This window comes from Sphingomonas turrisvirgatae, assembly GCF_001721295.1.
Taxonomy (GTDB): Bacteria; Pseudomonadota; Alphaproteobacteria; order Sphingomonadales; family Sphingomonadaceae; genus Sphingomonas; species Sphingomonas turrisvirgatae.
On the sequence record NZ_MDDS01000029.1, the window covers coordinates 20,219 to 38,694 of the forward strand.

General features: G+C 64.8%; 22 protein-coding genes. 7 read left to right on the plus strand and 15 right to left on the minus strand.

What is annotated here, in order from left to right:
* From arsC to BFL28_RS11915, 5 genes are all read right to left on the minus strand, one after another.
* Complete coding sequence (gene arsC, locus BFL28_RS11895) at positions 1–444, minus strand: arsenate reductase (glutaredoxin) (RefSeq protein WP_069320789.1); 444 nt, start codon at positions 442–444, stop codon at positions 1–3.
* The gene (locus BFL28_RS11900; protein ID WP_069320790.1) at positions 444–989 is read right to left on the minus strand and encodes an arsenate reductase ArsC; all 546 of its coding nucleotides are present in this window, start codon (positions 987–989) and stop codon (positions 444–446) included. The genes arsC and BFL28_RS11900 overlap by 1 nt, the downstream gene beginning before the upstream one ends.
* Positions 989–1,321 carry an ArsR/SmtB family transcription factor gene (locus tag BFL28_RS11905; RefSeq protein ID WP_069320791.1) on the minus strand — a complete coding sequence of 111 codons (333 nt, stop codon included), beginning with the start codon at positions 1,319–1,321 and terminating at the stop codon, positions 989–991. The genes BFL28_RS11900 and BFL28_RS11905 overlap by 1 nt, the downstream gene beginning before the upstream one ends.
* 102 nt (positions 1,322–1,423) lie before the next feature.
* Positions 1,424–2,392, minus strand: a complete 969-nt coding sequence (locus BFL28_RS11910) for an arsenic resistance protein (RefSeq protein ID WP_069320809.1) — start codon at positions 2,390–2,392, stop codon at positions 1,424–1,426.
* A complete protein-coding gene (locus BFL28_RS11915) occupies positions 2,389–4,278 on the minus strand; it encodes an FTR1 family protein (protein WP_241527311.1) in 1,890 nt (629 codons plus the stop codon). Before BFL28_RS11915 ends, BFL28_RS11910 begins: the two co-directional genes overlap by 4 nt.
* Before the next feature lie 227 nt (positions 4,279–4,505).
* On the opposite strand from BFL28_RS11915, the gene BFL28_RS11920 reads away from it, so the two are divergent.
* On the plus strand, positions 4,506–4,865 hold the full coding sequence (locus tag BFL28_RS11920; RefSeq protein WP_069320793.1) for an ArsR/SmtB family transcription factor: 360 nt from the start codon (positions 4,506–4,508) through the stop codon (positions 4,863–4,865).
* 10 nt (positions 4,866–4,875) lie between these two features.
* Here BFL28_RS11920 and BFL28_RS11925 read toward each other — a convergent pair whose 3' ends face one another.
* From BFL28_RS11925 to BFL28_RS11935, 3 genes are read right to left on the minus strand one after another with little or no spacing between them, the layout of a single operon-like run.
* Positions 4,876–5,520: a histidine phosphatase family protein gene (locus BFL28_RS11925; protein WP_069320794.1), complete on the minus strand. Its 645-nt coding sequence runs from the start codon at positions 5,518–5,520 to the stop codon at positions 4,876–4,878.
* A 2-nt stretch (positions 5,521–5,522) separates the two neighbouring features.
* Complete coding sequence (locus BFL28_RS11930; RefSeq protein WP_069320795.1) at positions 5,523–5,921, minus strand: type II toxin-antitoxin system VapC family toxin; 399 nt, start codon at positions 5,919–5,921, stop codon at positions 5,523–5,525.
* Positions 5,918–6,193: an AbrB/MazE/SpoVT family DNA-binding domain-containing protein gene (locus BFL28_RS11935; RefSeq protein ID WP_069320796.1), complete on the minus strand. Its 276-nt coding sequence runs from the start codon at positions 6,191–6,193 to the stop codon at positions 5,918–5,920. The genes BFL28_RS11930 and BFL28_RS11935 overlap by 4 nt, the downstream gene beginning before the upstream one ends.
* A gap of 428 nt (positions 6,194–6,621) precedes the next feature.
* On the opposite strand from BFL28_RS11935, the gene BFL28_RS11940 reads away from it, so the two are divergent.
* The 4 genes from BFL28_RS11940 to BFL28_RS11955 all read left to right on the plus strand — a co-directional run bounded on the left by BFL28_RS11940 (position 6,622) and on the right by BFL28_RS11955 (position 9,295).
* Complete coding sequence (locus tag BFL28_RS11940) at positions 6,622–7,257, plus strand: SprT-like domain-containing protein (protein WP_069320797.1); 636 nt, start codon at positions 6,622–6,624, stop codon at positions 7,255–7,257.
* Between the two features lie 93 nt (positions 7,258–7,350).
* Positions 7,351–8,004 (plus strand): nucleotide-binding protein, encoded by a 654-nt coding sequence (locus BFL28_RS11945; RefSeq protein ID WP_069320798.1) that lies wholly within the window; start codon positions 7,351–7,353, stop codon positions 8,002–8,004.
* Positions 8,004–8,339: a hypothetical protein gene (locus tag BFL28_RS11950; protein ID WP_069320799.1), complete on the plus strand. Its 336-nt coding sequence runs from the start codon at positions 8,004–8,006 to the stop codon at positions 8,337–8,339. Before BFL28_RS11945 ends, BFL28_RS11950 begins: the two co-directional genes overlap by 1 nt.
* A complete protein-coding gene (locus BFL28_RS11955; RefSeq protein WP_069320800.1) occupies positions 8,336–9,295 on the plus strand; it encodes a replication initiator protein A in 960 nt (319 codons plus the stop codon). Before BFL28_RS11950 ends, BFL28_RS11955 begins: the two co-directional genes overlap by 4 nt.
* A gap of 833 nt (positions 9,296–10,128) precedes the next feature.
* Here the strand turns inward: BFL28_RS11955 and BFL28_RS11960 are convergent.
* From BFL28_RS11960 to BFL28_RS11975, 4 genes are read right to left on the minus strand one after another with little or no spacing between them, the layout of a single operon-like run.
* Entirely contained in the window at positions 10,129–11,784 is a 1,656-nt protein-coding gene (locus tag BFL28_RS11960) for a type IV secretory system conjugative DNA transfer family protein (protein WP_069320810.1), read from the minus strand.
* A gap of 5 nt (positions 11,785–11,789) precedes the next feature.
* Positions 11,790–12,080, minus strand: coding sequence for a hypothetical protein (locus tag BFL28_RS11965; RefSeq protein WP_069320801.1), 291 nt, complete (start codon positions 12,078–12,080; stop codon positions 11,790–11,792).
* Positions 12,077–12,301 carry a conjugal transfer protein TraD gene (locus BFL28_RS11970; protein WP_069320802.1) on the minus strand — a complete coding sequence of 75 codons (225 nt, stop codon included), beginning with the start codon at positions 12,299–12,301 and terminating at the stop codon, positions 12,077–12,079. Before BFL28_RS11970 ends, BFL28_RS11965 begins: the two co-directional genes overlap by 4 nt.
* A gap of 37 nt (positions 12,302–12,338) precedes the next feature.
* Entirely contained in the window at positions 12,339–12,647 is a 309-nt protein-coding gene (locus tag BFL28_RS11975) for a conjugal transfer protein TraD (protein ID WP_069320803.1), read from the minus strand.
* A 173-nt stretch (positions 12,648–12,820) separates the two neighbouring features.
* Between BFL28_RS11975 and traA the strand changes: the two genes are divergently transcribed.
* Both traA and BFL28_RS11985 read left to right on the plus strand, forming a co-directional pair.
* Positions 12,821–15,736 carry a Ti-type conjugative transfer relaxase TraA gene (gene traA / locus BFL28_RS11980; protein ID WP_069320804.1) on the plus strand — a complete coding sequence of 972 codons (2,916 nt, stop codon included), beginning with the start codon at positions 12,821–12,823 and terminating at the stop codon, positions 15,734–15,736.
* 7 nt (positions 15,737–15,743) lie between these two features.
* A complete protein-coding gene (locus BFL28_RS11985) occupies positions 15,744–16,472 on the plus strand; it encodes a DUF6118 family protein (protein WP_173655736.1) in 729 nt (242 codons plus the stop codon).
* Between the two features lie 97 nt (positions 16,473–16,569).
* Here the strand turns inward: BFL28_RS11985 and lgt are convergent, their stop codons facing one another.
* From lgt to BFL28_RS12000, 3 genes are all read right to left on the minus strand, one after another.
* The gene (lgt, locus tag BFL28_RS11990) at positions 16,570–17,409 is read right to left on the minus strand and encodes a prolipoprotein diacylglyceryl transferase (protein ID WP_079247103.1); all 840 of its coding nucleotides are present in this window, start codon (positions 17,407–17,409) and stop codon (positions 16,570–16,572) included.
* Positions 17,410–17,456: 47 nt separating this feature from the next.
* Positions 17,457–17,843 carry a rhodanese-like domain-containing protein gene (locus BFL28_RS11995; RefSeq protein ID WP_069320806.1) on the minus strand — a complete coding sequence of 129 codons (387 nt, stop codon included), beginning with the start codon at positions 17,841–17,843 and terminating at the stop codon, positions 17,457–17,459.
* Between the two features lie 36 nt (positions 17,844–17,879).
* Positions 17,880–18,476: MBL fold metallo-hydrolase (locus BFL28_RS12000; protein ID WP_069320812.1), on the minus strand; the 597-nt coding region annotated here is incomplete at its 5' end.

Here is an 18,476-nt window from a genome sequence, read left to right on the forward strand (position 1 = left end):
CTATTCCTTGGCACTGGCGGCGACGCGCGCGCCGCGCTCGTCCACGACCCGTTCGCCATCTTCCTTGGCGAAGGCCCCGACCTGGGGGGCGGGCAACAGATCAAGCACGGCTTCCGAGGGGCGGCAGAGCTTCACGCCCAGCGGCGAGACGACGAGCGGCCGGTTGATGAGGATCGGATGCGCCATCATCGCGTCCACCAGCGCGTCGTCGGAAAGAGACGCGTCGCCCAGGCCCAGCTCCGCATAGGGCGTCCCCTTCTCGCGTAGCAGATCGCGGGGTGCGATCCCGGCGCGCTCGACGAGCTGGACCAGCAGCGCGCGCGCGGGCGGCGTTCTCAGATACTCGACGACGTGCGGCTCGATGCCGGCGTTGCGGATCAGGCCCAGGACATTGCGCGACGTGCCGCACTCGGAGTTGTGATAAATGATGATGTCGGTTTCCATCACGCCACGTCCGATCGCGGCGACGACGCGCCCTCCCCCTGCCCTATCTCGCGCACCTTGGCGCGCAGCGCCGAGGCTTCCAGCTTGTCGATCGGCAGCGACGTGAACAGGGCGATGCGATTTTCGAGGTAGCGCAGCGCCGTGACGAACGCACGCTCACGCTCGATCGCAGTCCCTTCAACGCGGGATGGATCTTCGATTCCCCAATGCGCCGTGATGGGATGCCCAAGCCACACCGGGCAGGTTTCGCCGGCCGCGTCGTCGCAGACGGTGAACACGAAATCCATGACGGGCGCGCCGGGAGCGGCAAACTCATCCCAGCTTTTCGAGCGAAGGCCGGCGATCGGATATTCGATCCGTTCGAGCAGGGCGAGCGCATCGGGGTTGACCGCTCCCTTGGGGTAGCTCCCCGCCGAGAAGGCGCGGAAGCGTCCTCCCCGCTTGTTGAGGGCGCTTTCGGCGAGGATCGAGCGAGCGGAATTGCCCGTGCAAAGAAACAGGACGTTGAACGTGCGTTCGGGCGTGTCGGATATGCTGGTCTCCATCAGCAGCAGGGAGCGAGTTCGGCAATGAGCGGCGCGCATAGCGCGGCGTTGCCGGCGCAGCAGTCCTTGACGAGGAACAGCGTCAGCGCTCGCAGGCCGTCCAGATCGGCGCGGTAGATGATCGAGCGGCTTTGCCGTTCGGAGCGGACCAGGCCGGCGCGGGCGAGAATGCCGAGGTGCGCCGACATGGTGTTTTGCGGAACGTCGAGCTGGCGGGCGATTTCGCCCGCAGCCAGACCGTCAGGCTCATGGCGCACCAGTAGTCGGAACACATCGAGGCGCGTTCCTTGCGCAAGCGCACCCAGCGCTGAGATAGCCGACTCATTTTCCATATATCCAGATTAGAGGATATATGGAAAAGCGCCAGCTCTATAGGTCGATATTTTTAGCGGGCATGCGGGCCGACGTGGCGGGATTTAGAGCGATCCGAACTGTCAGGCTGTCGTCGCCCCCAGCCTTGGTATGGCTCGGATGAACACCAGCTCTGCCACCAGTTCCACCAACGTCTGCGCGACGATGATGGCAGGTAGAAGTGGAACAGCGCCAGGCACAGCCAGCGCGAGCGGCAGAACGACTAGCGAATTGCGAGTGGCGGCGCTGAACGCCATCGCACGCCCAGCTTCCGCATCCAACTTGGCGACGCGCGAGACGCCCCAGCCAAGCAGGGGGGCCAGGATAGCGAAAGCGATGTAGATCGGCGTCACTCGTAGGGCAGCGCCGATTGCTTGGCCGAGTTGCGGAACGACCGCAGCAATGACGATGAGCAAGACCAGCGCTGTCGCCGGCACCGGCAAAAGACCGAGGCTGATTGAGGCACGCTCCCCAATAACCGATCGCCGCGCCCATAGCTGGACGATGAAGGCGAGCGCGAGCGGGATCGCGATCAACCACAGGAAGGCGTGAAGGAAGGGGCCGGCTTGTACGAGCCGCGAGGCGTCCGCGCCGAGAAACAGCCGGAGATAGACCGGCAGAAGGAGCATCTGGACGATCAGCAGGGCAGGCGTCGATGCCAGCAGCAACTTCGCATCGGCACGGCCGAGGTGAGCGAAGGTCACCACATAGTCGATGCATGGGCACAGCAGCACCAGCAGCACGCCCAACCGGATCATCGGATCGTTAGGCGCGAACTGAATTAGGATTGCCACCAGTAGCGGAACGATGACGAAATTCGTCACCAGCATCGCAACTAGGACACGGGTTTGGCGGAAAGCGCGGCCGAGCTCCGCCAGCGGCACTTGCAAGAAGGTGACGAACAGCATCAGCGCCAGCGCCGGGTTGATCGAGGCCTCCCATGACGCCGTGCCGGGAATCGCGAACGCGATCACCGCGCCCGCGATCACCGCCGCGAAGTAAATTGCGACCTGACTCCCTTCGAGCCGGTCGCGCAGGGCGGCGGTCGTCATACCGCTACCTTGCCGGCCTTGGCGGCGCTTCGCCGGTTCCACAGGAACCCCAAGACCAGCATCGTGCCCATGACGAGCTGAGCGACGATCGTCTCCCGAGTCGGGTAGATCCCCAGCAGCTCGCTTCGGGGAAGTCCTGCCCAAGGTGTGATGGGAAGATAGCCGGCCTCTTGCAGCGCCGCGCTGCCCTTACCGATCAACACGACCGCCAGCACGGCTATCAGCGCGGAGCTGTAAGCGAAGAATTTGCCAATCGGGAGCGTGCGGCTGTAGCGCAGCATGACGAAGGCGATGACCGCCAACACCGCACTTGCCGCAAGAGCGCCCGCGATCACCGCGCCGCCGTTCCCCTGGCTCCAGATTGCGGCATAGAACAGGATCGTCTCAAAGACCTCGCGATAGACGACGATGAAGGCGAGGCCGAACAGGAACCACGCAGATCGGCGATTGAGGGCGTGGCCCAGTTTATCGCGAATATAGCGTTGCCATGCATCCGCATGGCTCTTGCCGTGCATCCAGATGCCAACCCAAAGCAGCACTAGCGCCGCGAACACACCGCCGAACCCTTCGGTCAGCTCGCGGCTCGCACCACTCACCGTGATGAGCCAGGTCGCCGCCGCCCAAGTCCCGGCCCCGGCGACGAGTGCCGCAATCCATCCCCCATGCACGTAGGGCAGCACATCGCGGCGATCGGCTTTGGCTAGGAACGTAATCATGGCGATGACGATCAGAATCGCCTCTAGCCCCTCCCGCACGAGGATCGTGAAGGCAGCTACGAAGCTGGACGTTGCCGAGGCTTCGCTGGGCGCAAGGGCCGTCTCAGCGGCCGCGAACAGCCCGTCGAGCGTAGACACGCGACTTTGAACGGCGGCTACTGGATCACCCCTGGCGATTGCGGCGCGTAGATCGGCCATCGCCCCTTCGATGCGGATCATCAGGGCATTGTCGCGCGCCGACAGGACGGCCTCGACGGGCTCGAAACCATCAAGATAGGCCGACAACGCCAGATCGGTCGCGGCCTTGCGGTCCCCACGGCCATAGGCCGCCAGCGCCTCGTCAAGCCGCGAACGCGCCAGCGTGAGTGTCCCGGAGGCTTGGTTGGTGGCGGCCGCTTCGGGATTGCGGCGCAGATAGGCCGTGACCTGCTGCGCCCTGTCCTCGCCTAATTCGGCCGCGAGGGCGGCCGGCGTCAAACCCACAAGCCTTTCCAGATCGAAGCTCTTGCGAAGGGCGGCGTCGGCGGCCCACAGCGCCTTGCCACTTGACGCCTTGTCGTCAGGATAGGCGAAGGAGCCGGCATAAAAAGCGAGCGCCCAGCGGTCTTGCGGCGGCAGCTCGGCAAAGCTCGTCATGCTGGTGCCGTCGAGGCCCTGTTCGATTACCTGGTAGAGCGCGAACACACTGCGCTCGCGTGCTCGCGCCTCGTCCGTAAAGGCGATGGCCGGCGGTTCTAAGTCCTTGGCCTGAGGACCATCGGCATTACCCGTCACACCGTGGCAACTCGCACAATGCTGGGCATAGAGAGCTTTTCCCCGCGCGAAATCGGGTGCGACGCTTGGGGCGAGCGGGACCGGATAAGACTTGATGAGATCGGCAGCGAGGCCGCGCGCGGCGGCCGCGATGGCGGGCGGCGGGGCTTTGGTCGCGATGATCCGTTCGAGTGCGGTGGCCTGACGCGCGAGGTTGGCTTTCGCTGGGGTTGCCGGCAGCTCGCCGATCAGCTTGCTCGCCGTCGCCGAAAACTCCTTCATCTCATCATATTCGGTTGGATTGACGACCTTCCCATCCGCGATCGCTTCGGGATAGTCGACCGCGATGTAATCGAGCAGCCGCCAGATCGTTTGGGCGGGCGCGGTTTGGGCGGACGCCGGCGCGGCCAAGCACATGATAGCAAGGGTGACGGTGATGACCGCGCATAGAGAAGGTGAACGACCAAACACGCAATTGCGGCGCATTAGCAGGCTGATCGCGCACAATAGTCTATCCAGCCACGAAACGGAGCCGGTAGCTGGCCCGCGCGTGGCGATCCCGTGAGGATTCATCCGTTCGCCTCAATTGCCCCGCTCGCCAGGAACGGATACATTTCAAATGAAGTTGAACTATTGAGCGACCGATGAACGAAAATCAAGCACTCGGTGCCTTCGCTGCAATTTCAAATCAGACCCGTCTCCGGATCGTGCGGATGCTGGTTGTGGCCGGCGCCGATGGCCGTGCAGCGGGGGCGATTGCCGAGGCACTGGAAGGCGCGCCGCCCTCGCGCATATCCTTCCACCTGAGCCAGCTCGAACAGGCTGGCTTGGTCGAAAGCCGGAGAGAGGGCCGGTCGATCATCTACAGCGCGATCTTCCCGGCGCTGTCTGACCTCGTGGCATTCCTCATGCGCGACTGCTGCGAGGGGCATTGCGCGGTGTGCGACAAGGCCATCGCCCTGTTTGCCAAATGCACGGGACGGCCGGCCCATTCCGTCGATTAGTCCAAAGCGATCAGCGCCGGAGCTTGGCGGCGATCGGCCCCTCCAATGTCGCCGCACATTCCCAGCGGCCCTCTTTCCTGTGAAACCCTACCCGCTGCGCGTTGGCGACGAGAGGGGGAGCGCCATCGCGCCAGAAAGTCCGCATTTGCGCCGTATCGTCCAGATCGGGGCCGGTGACGACCGCGCGAGCGGCCTGGATGAACTGCCCATGCCCGAACACATAGACCAGCGAGGTAGGCGGTAGCGCAGCCAGGCGCGCTAACGTGGCCTCTACGCGGTGGAGGAAGCCGGCGAAGCTCTCCGCCCCTTCCCCGTCGCAATAAGCGGGGTCGGCCGCCGTCCAATAGCGTTCGACATGGGGCCGACGATCGGCGCCGGCCGTGCCGTTCCAGCGCGCCGGTTGTAGATAGGTGAACTCTTCGATCGGCCATGTTTCCACCGCCACGCCGGGAAAGCGGGCGATGGTGGGTGCGGCCGTTTGCCGGGTGCGCTGAAATGGCGATGTGACGATCAGCGAGGGCGCTTCCGGCCATTCCCGCGCGATCCGGCTCGCCTGCCCTTCCCCGCGCTGCGTCAGCGCGATCGACGCCACATCGACGCTGGCGAGCCCGGTGTTGGCCGTGCTTTCGCCGTGGCGGATGAATATCGCCCTCATGGCTATTTCAGTAACAGGGCATCGGTCCCCTGCCCTTCCAGCAGTTTTACGGCCTTCTTATCGAACGACACGAAGGTTTCGCCGCCGAGCCATTGGCCGTCGAAGGCAATCACTCCATCCGCGAAGTCGCCGCCGGCATCGAGCACAGCCAGGCCGGCTTCAATCGTCGGGCGGTTGGCAACCACGTTGCGCATATCGAGGATGTGGCGGATCGCGGCGGAAATATCGGTGCGTTGCACGCCGTAGCTTCGATCGAGCACCCAGGCGAACTCGCAGAACGCATGGACGCTGATCGCCACCAACTCGGCCGCCTCAAGCGTCTCGATCGCCATTTTTTGCTGCGCCTCATCGTCTCCCACAATCAGACGCAGCAACACGTTTGTATCGAGGTTGGCCTTCACTTGCGCTCGATTCCGCGCATCCCGGCCGCTGCGCCGGCATCGGCAATGGCGTCGTTCAGTTCCTCGATCGAGAGCCGCGCACCATTTGTCTTGCCCTTGAACAAGCCTTGCAGCTCCCGCCACGAGCCCTGGCCCCGATCGGCCTTCAGCTCCGCCCGTCCATCGGGCAGCAGATCGAGCCTGATCTTGTCGCCTGGCTGAATACCAAGGTGCTTCAGCACGTCCTTCCGGAACGTAACCTGGCCCCGCGTTGTGACACTCAATGTCGTCATAGTGACCTCCATCGCCAAGGTAATGCAAAACTGCATTATTCTCAAGGGCACTTGTTTTGGTGCTAAGCGACTACGCGATTAAGCGACTAAGCGCCTGCCGCTGCGCGGCACCGTGGCTCTACTCGCTCCGCTCCCCGAGCCCGCACGCGGTCTCGGCCTGTCGGTGACGATCTCCTGGCGGGCCGAGAACCGCTGTGCGGATCTCGTCTGCGTCATACGGCGCGGACGCGCCTTAGGCGGGTGAAGGGGGTTCCGACCCCCTCCCCCCAGCAAGGGCGACCAGGCCGGCCGAGGCTCAGTCGCTACGCTCCCTGCGCCCGCACCACCCGGCCAGCTCGCCCTTGCCCCCTCGTCCCCCGCTGTTCGCCACGAGGCAGGGTCGATGGCCGAAGCCATCGCCCTTTAGGCGATTTGAAGGAGCAAGTGAGATGGAACAGGACAATCGCGAAAGCTGGCTGAATCGGGTAGCGGCGGGCATGGGGCCGCTGTTTGAGACCTTGGACGCTCCCCTCCCCCACCGCGTGCGTGTCGCGATCGGCTTCACCAGCACCGGCCGGAAGGGAAAGGCGATCGGCGAGTGCTGGGATAATCGGCGCAGCGCGGACGGGCATTTTGAAATCTTCATCCGGCCGGACCTGGCGCACGATCCCGACGCCATGCCGGCGCAGATCGCGGCCATCCTCGCGCACGAGCTGGTCCACGCCGCCGTCGGCATCCCCGCTGGGCACGGGAAAGCGTTTAAACGAGTTGCGGTCGGGCTAGGTCTGGTCGGGCCGATGCGCGCCACCACCCCCGGTCCGGATTTCCTGACGGCGATTGCGCCGATCTTGGCGCAGGCCGGTCCCCTCCCCCATGCCCGGCTCGACACCGGCGGCGAGACGACGGCTCCGAAGAAACAAGCCGCGCGGATGCTCAAATGTGAGTGTGAAGCTTGCGGCTACACCGTGAGGACCGCGCGCAAATGGCTGGAATCCGCCGGCGCTCCCCTCTGCCCCATCGAGGGGCACGGTCCGATGAGCCACGACCCGCTGGACAATCCAGAGGATGAAGACGCCACAGGCTAAGCGACTAATCGACTAATCGACTAAGCGATTAAGCAAGTTTGCGATTTATAGATTAAGCTGTATTAGTCGCTAAGTCGCTTAAAGGAGACGATCATGCAGACATGGGCGATCATCGCGCAAAAGGGCGGTCAGTCTAAAACGACGATCGCCACCGGGTTTGCGGTCGAGGCGGCACGCGCCGGGGCCGCCGTCGTCATCTTGGACGCCGACGATCGGCAGGGATCGGCGCTCTATTGGTCCGAGCGGCGCGGCAGCGACGACGTGATGGTGAAGGACAGCAGCGTCGCCGGTCTGCCCCTGCATGTCTCGCGAGGCCGTGCCAGCGGCAAGCTGGACCTCATCATCATCGACACGCCGGCGAACTCCAAAGACATCGCCATGCTGGCGGCCGAGCAGGCCGATTTCGTCATCATCCCCGTCGCGCCTCGCGGCCTCGACGTTCATTCGGTCCTGCAAACGGTCAAACAGGTGCAACAGGCCGGAACGCCGTTCGCCGTGATCCTGACCCAGGTGCCACATCAAGGCGGGGAGGGGGAGGAGGCGCGCGCCGGCTTCGCGGCCAAGGGCGTGACCATCTTCGACACTCGGCTTCACTTCCGTAAGGACTTCTACAAGGCGACGCCCTTGGGCCAAACCGCCGCCGAGACGGAACCGGACAGCAAGGCGGCAATCGAGCTGCGCGCCGCGTTCGAGGAAGCTAAGCGACTAAGCGGTTATACGATTAAGCCAATAAGCGAGGTGGCATAATGGCATCCCCCAAGAAGGCTTCGGCACTCGCCGGTATCTTCGATGACGAGCCGGAGGCGGCCCCGGCGTCCGCACCCTTGGCCCAGCCTGGCCCGACGCCGGCGAGCCCCACTCCGAGGCCGCGCCGCCGAAGCGAAGCGCCGGCGCAGGCGCAGCCGCAGTCCAAGAACAGCCATCCGGGCAAAAAGCCGGTCCTGATCCACATTCCGGAGGACATGCACCGGACGCTGCGCCAGCTTAGCGTAGAGGAGGGAGGCGAGCCCCTTACCGTCATCACCGAACGCCTGTTGCGCCAGTATCTCGTCCAGCGAGGGCACACTAGGTTCGCGCCATGAGCAAGCGGCGCGACCCGAACCCGGAGTTCGATTTCTTCATCCCGCTTATGAACGACCTCCCGTTGAAGGATCAGCGGGAGGTGATGGAGCGGCCGTTCTTCTCGTTGCAGAAGCGCAAACGGCTCAAGCCGATCGAGTATCGCAGCCCGCAGGGCGACGCCTGGGTGAAGGTCGAAGCCATGCCGGCCTACGGCATGGCGACCATCTGGGACGCCGATATTCTGATTTGGGCCGCATCCGTCATCAACCGGATGAAGGAGCAGGGGGTGAACGACCTCCCGCGCACGCTCACCACGACCACCTACGACCTGTTGCGGGGCATCCGGAGAGGGACGGGGGGGCGCGACTATCAGGAACTGCAAGCCGCACTGTCGCGGCTTGAGACGACTTCGATCCGGACCTCGCTACGCGCGCCCAAGCGCCGCACCGAGGCGCAATTCGGGTGGCTGGATGGATGGTCCCTTGAGGTGGACCCTGAGACCGATCAGCCGCGCGGGATGACGATCACGCTCTCGAATTGGGTCTATGAGGGCATCGTCAGCGAACGCTCGCTGTTGACCATGCACCCCGACTATTTTCTGCTGACCGGCGGCCTTGAGCGAGCGCTTTACCGGGTCGCACGCAAGCACGCCGGCCAGCAACGCGGCGGGTGGACGTGCCGTGTCGAACTGCTGCGCGAGAAGACCGGAAGCGATTCCACGGTGGGCGAGTTCAACCGGATGCTCCGCAAGCTCATCGAGGCCGACCAGCTCCCCGAATATACCCTGTCTATGACCAAGACGGGAGGGGGGGCCTCGGCGGTCCTGTTCGAGCTGCGCGGCGCAGCCGAGGCGGCCGAGCTGCACGCCAAACTAGAGGCCGATCGCGAGCGCCGCGAGCGCGCCGAGGCCGAGCGCCGGCGCACCCATGAGGTGGACGCTCTCATGGACCGCCTCGCACGCGGCCAGCGGGCCTAACTATCGGGGTTTCACACATCGGCCGGAATCGGGCGGGGCGATGGAGAATCCTATGGGGCGACTCGGAGAGCCGGTTTGCACCCGAAAGCACCGCGCGCCTGTGGATAAGTGACTCCGATCGCCGGGGTTTCACACATCGAGGCTTCGGGGTTTCACCCATCGGGCCTTCGGGGTTTCACACATCGAATCACGGGGTTTCACACATCGGGGCAATCGCTAAGCTGTTGACCTAAAACAACGATTCAGGCTGTTTTTCAGGCTTAACCTTCTTAACGATTCATATTTAACAGAATCTCTAACGGAGCAGCGCCGCCTCTTGGGGGCTTCGCCCCCGCCGGCTCGCGGCCTACGGCCGCCCCGGATCGCTATGCGATCCTCCCACCCGGCATCCCCCATGATGTATCGGCCTGGTCGGCCGACGCGTTTGATGAATGTGTAGGGTCAGCGAAAAACCTCAAACACAGCATCTAACCCAACCGTCGAAATGGCTTTTCAGGAAAGCCAGACGGTGAGGGCGGCGCGAGATTGCAGGCGAGGGTGCTGAGCAGAAAGGCCGCTGGAGGCCATATCCGGCGCGTGGAGGCTGAAAAGCAGCTTGGAGGGGTGCGCAGGTCATTCTCCCGCCCCAGGCCGTTCTACGACCTCTGTGCGGACCGAACCGCCTCGAAGGCCTATGTCCAGTTCGTCAGATTACTAACCGTCGCCAAAAAGCATTGAGGCAGTTAGAATTGGGGCGGCTTCATCGAGTCAAATCGGTGCACCGGGTCCGCCGTGCCTGTGAAACGCGGCGGACCCACCTTCCGGCTCGCGAGATCGTGCTTCCACGGTGTGATTCAGGCCGGATCGTAGCGACCCGCAAACTCGCGATCAGCATAGTAGCGCAGCTTGGCGGCGACGATTGGGCGCTGCCCGGCGAGGAACAGCAATTCCAATTCCCCCGGCAACGCGCGGACCTCATCAGGGGTGAGCAGAGGCCGGCCGACATGCTGCGCGCCGAACGATATGCCGGTTTCCTCCGCGTCGATCGCGCGGCTCATCGTCTCGAACACGACCGTTTCCTGGCCGAGCAGATCGGAGACGAGCTTGGCGCTGTCATGATCGTTGACCCCGAACACCTGCAACACGCCGGCGTTCGACAGGAAGGTGCCGGCACGGCGCTCGTAGAGCGCGCGGAGTTGGTGCACGTCCTGCAAGATCGGCCAGAGCTGGATGCCGTAACCGGCCATCAGCCCCATCGCGCGCTCGACGGGCTCCAAGCGGCCAAGCGCGGCGAACTCATCGAGCAGGAACAGCACGGGCCTTGTCGCCGATGCCGGCGCGCGGGCCAGATCGGTCAATCCTTGCGCGAGCATCAGGCGCAGCCAGCGAGCATAGGTGGCGAGCCGATCGGGTGGCAGCACCAGGTAGACGGTGATGGCGCGCGTCTTCACATCGGCGAAGCTGAAATCCGATGTTCCCAGCACCGCCGTCATGCGCGGGCTGTCCAGAAAATGGGTATGGCGCTGCGCGGCCGACAGCACGCCGGCGGCTTCGCGGTCGGACTTGCCGAGGTGACGGTTGGCGGCGCGCGCGGCGAGGCCGCCTTGCGCCTGCATCGCTTCGAGCTGAGCGGTAAAGGCGGCGGGCGCGAGGGTGAGGCGGTCGCGTAGCGTGGCGAGGGTCCGTGTTGGGGCCGGCTCGCTCGTGACGATCGACAGGATGAGCCCCGAGATCAGCGCCTTGGCTTCCTCGTTCCAATGCGCCTCGCCAGCCTCGCCGGGGGCGTCATAGACCAGTGCGTCGGCGAGTGTCATGCAGTCGTCGGCGAGATCGAGGCCGCCAGGGTCGATGCGATCGAGCGGGTTGAACGCGGCCGCGCCGATGCCCGTCACCCCGAACGGATCTAGGACATGGACCGGGCCGAAGCGAGCGCGATGGCGGGCGGTGATACGGGCATTTTCGCCCTTGGGATCGATGCAGATGACCGAGCCGGGATAGTCGAGCAGATTGGGAATGATCGTCCCCACGCCCTTGCCGGTGCGCGTCGGCGCGATCGTCAGCAGATGGGCCGGTCCCGCATAACGCAGCAGCTTGCCCGACTTGCGGTCGCGGCCGATCAGTAGGCCGTCATCGCGGGCGAGAGGGCGGGCTTCGCGATCGGTGGCGAAGCGGGCCGAGCCGTGGGTCTCATCGCTGTCAGGGCCGCCGTAGCGCAGGATCAACGGCTGAAATAGCGCGCGCAGCGCCACGAGGATGATGACGATCACCGTCAACATCATCACCATCTGGTAGACATTCGAATCTCGTGGGAGGCCGAAATACCAGAGGATGAGCTGTGCGCCGCCGGCGAGCACGATGCCGCTGGCGAGCAACAGGACTATGACGCCGATCAGGTGACGGATCAGCTTCACGGGGCTGAACACGAAGGCGGTGATGGCCCATACGGGATTTTGACGCGTCATCCGGGCGAGGTTGCGGATCGCGCGGCCGAGCTGGCGGAACCACTCCATCGCGATCACCTATCCGTCGCGATCGGTGCGGGCGTGATCGCCAGTGCGGGATCGGCGTCGGGATGATCGAGCAGCTTGAGGACGATGCGGGTGGCGAGGGGAGGGGGCACCCCTTCGTCGCGCAGCATGTCGAACAGGGCCTCCTCTTGCGCGTCGAGCGTCATGCCCTCGATCGCGAGGTTGGCGCGCGAGTCCGCATCGTCCTCGCACCACGTCGCCATTTCCGCCGGCGTGCCGCGCACGAAATCGAGCGCGCGGACCTGGGCGCGGATGGCTTCGACATCGAGCCTGTTCATGGTGTTTCACTCCCTTCCGCTTCCGCGTCGAACGCGCGCTTGCCGCGCCGCTTCCAGAGCGCCAGCACATCGCCGGCGTCATCACCTTGGGCGCGTGCGGCCAGTTCGAGCATCGCACCATAAAGGGTGGCGCGATCGTCGTCGGCGAGATCGACCAGGCCGGCTTTCTGGACCAGGCCGCCCAGCTCGATCAGGTGGCGGGTGCGTTCGCGTCGCTGCACAACCCATCCTCTCGTATCGGTGCGCCGCTGTCCGGCCTCAGCTCTGCGAACCGCCTGTTGGAGTTTCGCCTGCGCCCTGGCTGTTGTCTGCATTGCCTTTACCAGCCTTGCGCCCACGCCGCTGAAAGAAGGCAGCGCCATCGGAGCGCCACGCCTCCCGGTTCTCGGCCACTTCCGATTCTGCGACGATGTGGAGCAGCGCGCCGGCGAGTGTATCGAGATCGAGCGCATCGGCCCCGGTGGACGTGACGAGTTCGCCGAGCTGCTGGACCTTCTTCGCCTTCACAGCCCTGGCCTTGTCGCCGAGCGCTTTCAGCTCCGCATCATAGTCCCGCACCTTACGCATATCTTCTCCCTCGCGCCCATGAACGAAGGCCCGAGCGTAGCACAGCACATGCACGGGAGAACCGGGCACAATGAAAAATGCGGCGAAGTCAATCACAGGAACGGCAGAGAGTGTGAGTGCGCGCTTATACGTCGTTGCCGACGTGCGCTAAGTGAGGCAGTGTGTGGAGCGTCATGGCGATCTACCATTTCTCCGCTAAGATTGTGAGCCGCGCGAACGGATCGAGCGCCGTCGCGAGTGCCGCCTATCGTTCCGCATCCGAGCTGCACGACGATCGGCTGAACCGCGATCACGATTTTAGCAACAAGGCGGGCGTGATCCACTCCGAGGTTATGTTGCCAGAGGGCGCACCGGAGCGTTTAAACGATCGCACCACGCTGTGGAACGAGGTGGAGGCCGGCGAGAAGCGCAAGGACGCGCAGCTTGCCCGCGAGGTGGAGTTCTCGATTCCACGCGAGATGAGTGAGAAGCAGGGCGTCCAGCTCGCCCGCGATTTCGTGAAGAAGCAGTTTGTCGATCGCGGGATGGTCGCAGACCTCAACGTGCACTGGGACAAGTCGAAGGACGGCAGTCCCAAGCCGCACGCGCATGTCATGCTGGCGATGCGCGATGTGGGGCCGGAGGGGTTCGGTAATAAGAACCGCGACTGGAACTCAACCGAGCTATTGAAGGACTGGCGCGAGGCGTGGAGCGCACACGTCAACGAGCGCATGGCCGAGCTGGGTTTGGAAGGTCGGATCGACCATCGCAGCTATCAGGCGCAGGGCATCGAGCTGGAGCCGCAGCACAAGATCGGACCCGCAGCATTGCGTCGTCCCGAGCAGGGGCTTGAGGCGGAGCGGATCGAAGATCATTCGCGCATCGCCCGCGAGAACGGCGCGAAGATCATCGCCAACCCCAATGTCGCGCTGGACGCGATCACGCGGCAGCAGGCCACGTTCACCACCCGCGACCTTGCGACGTTCGCGTTCCGGCACAGCGACGGCAAGGATCAGTTCGACCAGGTGATGGGAGCGGTTCGGCGATCGCCCGAGCTGGTCGCGTTGGGGAAGGATGGACGTGACCAGGAACGGTTCACGTCGCGCGACATGATTGCGGTGGAGAACCGGCTTGAGCGTGCCGGCGACGAGCTGGCGGGCAGGGGAGGACATGGTCTCCGGGCGCGGGTGATCGAGGGGGCGATCACGCGCGCCGGGAGTGAAGGACTCGTGCTCGGGGAAGAGCAGCGGGCCGCATTGGAGCATATAGTGGGGCCGAGCGGCATCGCCAATGTGATCGGCTACGCCGGCACCGGCAAATCGGCCATGTTGGGGGTGGCGCGCGATGGATGGGAGCGGGCGGGCTACACCGTCCGCGGCGCGGCACTGTCGGGCATCGCGGCCGAGAACCTTGAGGGCGGGTCGGGCATCCAGTCCCGCACCATCGCCAGCCTTGAACACGCATGGGGGCAGGGCCGCGAGCAGTTAGGCCCCAAGGACGTGCTGGTGGTGGACGAGGCCGGCATGATCGGCTCCCGCCAGATGGAGCGGGTGTTGAGCCAGGCCCGCGATGCCGGGGCCAAGGTGGTTATGGTAGGCGACCCCGAACAGTTGCAGGCGATCGAGGCGGGCGCGGCTTTCCGCAGCGTCACCGAGCGGCACGGCGCGGCCGAGATCACCGAGATCAGGCGGCAGCGCGAGGACTGGCAGCGCGATGCCACGCGCGCGCTGGCGACGGGGCGTACCGGCGAGGCGATCCATGCCTATGACGGCAAGGGCATGGTTCACGCGGCCGACACGCGCGAGCAGGCGCGGAGCGAGCTGGTGGACGGTTGGGATCGCGCGCGCCAGGCCGAGCCGGGCAAGACCCGGATCATCCTCACCCATACCAACGCCGAGGTTCGCGAGCTGAACGAGGAGGCGCGCGGCCGACTTCGCGCGACCGGCGACCTTGGCAGCGACGTGACGTTCAGCGCCGATCGAGGCGCACGCCAGTTCGCGACCGGCGACCGCATCATGTTCCTTCGCAACGAACGCGGCATGGGGGTGAAGAACGGCACGCTGGCGACGATCGAGCGGGTATCGCCCGAGGGCATGGCAGTGCGCCTCGATGACGGGCGCGGGGTCGCGTTCGATTCCAAGGACTATGCTCATGTCGATCATGGCTATGCGGCGACGTTCCACAAATCGCAGGGGGTGACGGTCGATCGCGCCCATGTCCTCGCTACCCCCGGGATGGACCGGCACAGCGCCTATGTCGGCCTGTCGCGGCACCGCGACGACGTGCAGCTTCACTATGGCCGCGACGACTTCGCCGACCAGCGCCAGCTCGTCCGCGCCCTGTCGCGCGACCGGGGCAAGGACATGGCCGGCGACTATGCCCGGCCCGAGCAGGATCAGGCGCGGGCGTTCGCCGATCGGCGCGAGATCCGGTTCCCGGAACTCGCACGCCAGGTGGTGGAGAAGGTTCGCGACAAGGCCAAGGGCATGTTCGCGGGGTTCCGGCCGAAGCCGGCGACCGAGAGGGCGACGTCGCCCGAGCGTTTCGCGGCCGATCGGCCGCTGGCACCCTCGCAGGCCCGCGCGATCGAACGCTATGGACGCGCCGCAGCCGATATAGGCCGGATGAAGGACAAGGGATTGCCGGTGCTGGCGCACCAGGAGCAGGCGCTGGCGAAGGCCGGCGACGCGCTCGACCAGGTGCGGCCGCATGGCGCGCGCGACCTTGCCAGCGCAATCGAGCGCAACCCCCGGCTCGCGCGAGACGCGGCCGAGGGCAACACGGGCGGCGCGGCGAAGGCGATGGAGGTGGAGCGCCAGGTCCGCACCGACCCGGAGAAACGCGCGGGTAGGTTCGTGGAGCAGTGGCAGGGCATGAAGGAGGCGCGGGCCAGCATGGAGCGTGCCGGCGACCATGCCGGTGCGGAACGGCTCGGAAAGCGCATGGAGAGCATCGCGGGCGGGCTACAACGCGACCCGCAGCTTGAATCCGCGTTGCACCGTCGCGCGCCCGAACTGGAACTGAAAATGGAGCGCGGTCGATCGATCGCAAACGAGCTGGCGCAGTCGGTGACGATTGGCCGCGACCGCGATCATGGCATGAGCCGGTAGGGTGACGATGGACGACGATATTCAGGAAGGCGGCGATCCGGCCGAGGCATTCGACCGGTTGCGCGCCGTGATAGAAGGCCAGGACCGCGAGCTGGCATTGCTACGCCGTGCCGTCGAGGGCTTGGCGGCCGAGCGCGCCGCGATCGACGTACCGGACTATTCGGAGACCTTGGGATATCTGCAGCAGGGCATGGAGGGCGCGACCGGGCGGCTCGACCATATCGGCAAGATGCTTGCCGCAGCCCCGGTAATGGCGATGACGCCCGAGCAGATGGCGCAGCGGATCGCCGCGGCGGGCAATGCCGCCCGGCGTGAGGATCAGGCGGCGCTCGCCAAGGCAGGCGAGGACAAGGCCCGCGTCATGGCGGAGCTTCGCGCCATCGCCGGGTCGGCATGGACGCGGGTCGACCAGAAGAACCGGCAGCTATGGTTCGGCTTGGGCGGCGTTGCGATCGGCATCCTCGCATGGACGATCCTGCCTGGCCTCGTCGCGCGCGAGATCGCGCCGGCGAGCTGGCAATGGCCCGAGCGCATGGCGGCGCGGACACTTGGCATGCCCCGTTGGGAAGCAGGGCAGCGCATGATGCAGAGCGCCAGCCCGACCGCGTTTAGCGCGATCGTCGCCGGCGACAGGATCGTGACGGCCAACCGCGAAGCGATCGAAGGGTGCAGCAAGGCCGCAGCCCGAACGCACGAGACGGTGCGATGCACGATCAAAGTTGGCGCTAGACCTTGAGGAGCACCAGGATAGCGACCGGTAGTTCCTATTCGCTGCAAATCGTTTTTGGCATCCATTGCGGGCTCACCTTGGAGAGACACGGGCATAAAGCGCATCAATGGGGATCGCTGATTTGTCCTGCTGGTTGCGCGAGCCGGCGCCAAGCTGCGACTATCAGATAGATACCTGCCGCTATCATAGGCACCGTGAGCCACTGACCCATGTGAAGCCCTGTTCTGGCTGCGAAGCCGACAAGGTGGGCATCGGGCTCTCGGAAGAATTCGACAGTGAAGCGAGCGAGCCCATAGCCGAGAAGGAACACGCCGACGAGCATGCCAGGGCGGCGTCGGGCGTTGGTAAACCAGAAAAGGCACGCGAGCACGGCAAACAAGACCAGCCCTTCCAGCCCGGCCTCGTAGAGCTGGCTCGGGTGACGCGCGAGGCCATCGCGACTTCCGGGGAACACAATCGCCCAGGGCGCATCGGTGGGCTTTCCCCAAAGCTCGCCATTCACGAAATTGGCGAGACGACCGAAGAACAGGCCAATCGGCACGGTGCAGGCGACATAATCATGGACCCGCAGCCATTCGAGGCCGTGTCGTCGCGCGAACAGGATCAGCGCGAGCGAGACGCCGGCTGCACCCCCGTGGAACGACATGCCGCCATCCCACAGCTTGAGGATTTGCAGGGGGTGAAGGATCATCTCGGGACTGTAAAAGATCACATAGCCGAGCCGGCCGCCCAGGATGACGCCCAATGTCGCGTAGAACACGAGATCGTCAGCTTGCGCGCGGTTCATCGGGGCTGCGGGTTTGGCCAGAAGCCGCAGCAGATACCACCATCCGGTCATGATGCCGGCGATATAGGCGAGCGAGTACCAGCGGATGTCGAGCGGGCCTATGGAGATGGCAATAGGGCTCAATCCGAGGCTGGCGAATGCGATATGGCTATCCAAGGATTGTACCCTGCCAGCGAGGATGGGTGCTAGAGCGCGTCATGGGATCACTCCAGTGCGATTGAAGCGCCGGCATCCTTGAGCGCCGCGAACCCGCCGGGCACGTGGGCGACATTTTCCACGCCCATCTCCTTGAGTGATTTTGCGGCAAGCGCTGAGCGGGCGCCGGACCCACAATAGAGCACCAACCGCGATCCGGCGGCGAGTTTGACATTGTGGGTGGGGCTTTCAGGATCGACCTGGAATTCCAGAAGGCCGCGCGGGACATGTACCGCACCAGCCACCAGGCCCGATTTCGCGACTTCCCCTGGCTCACGGATGTCAACGAACCGGACCTCGGGATTGCCGACCAGCTTGGCGGCATCCTCAGGCGCGATCGTTTCGACAAGGGCATTCGCTTCAGAAACCAGCTGTTTCGAGGTACGTGTTGGCATCGGCTTTCTCCTGTAAATGAACCTGTATCGGATCGCTCAGCCCTGCTCGGACTTGCCGCCGATCTGGCGTAGCACTTCCGGAAGGTCTGTCGGGCAATCGCCGCAAAGCTTGTTTGCCGGAACGGCAACGTCGATCTTCTTTGGGTAGGGAAGATCGAGAGCGTCCATGATTGCGACGAATTCCTGGACGGTCTTGCCCGCAAGGCGAGGGTTCCGCTCGCGCTCCTGCGCCACTGTCGTGATGTGGCGATGATTGTAGTCGTGAGCCGGGAAGATCAGACCATCCCCCGGCAGCGTGAAAATCTTTTGCGTGACCGAGTGATAGAGCGTGGCAGCGTCACCGTTCTGGAAATCGGTCCGCCCACAGCCGTCGATTAGCAGGGCGTCGCCGGTGAAGGCGCGAAGGCCATCAGGCTGGTCAACCAGATAGGTATGGTGGGCATCGGTGTGCCCCGGCGTAAACAGCGGCTGAAGCTTGAGCGCGCCAACGCTTAAAGGCTGGTCCTCGGCGACGCCCACGTCAGCACAGGGAAGGCCGTCCATGGCGGGATAGGCGATCTTGGAGCCGGTCAGGCTGCGCAGATAGCAGGCCGATGTGACGTGGTCCGCATGCACATGCGTCTCCAACGTATA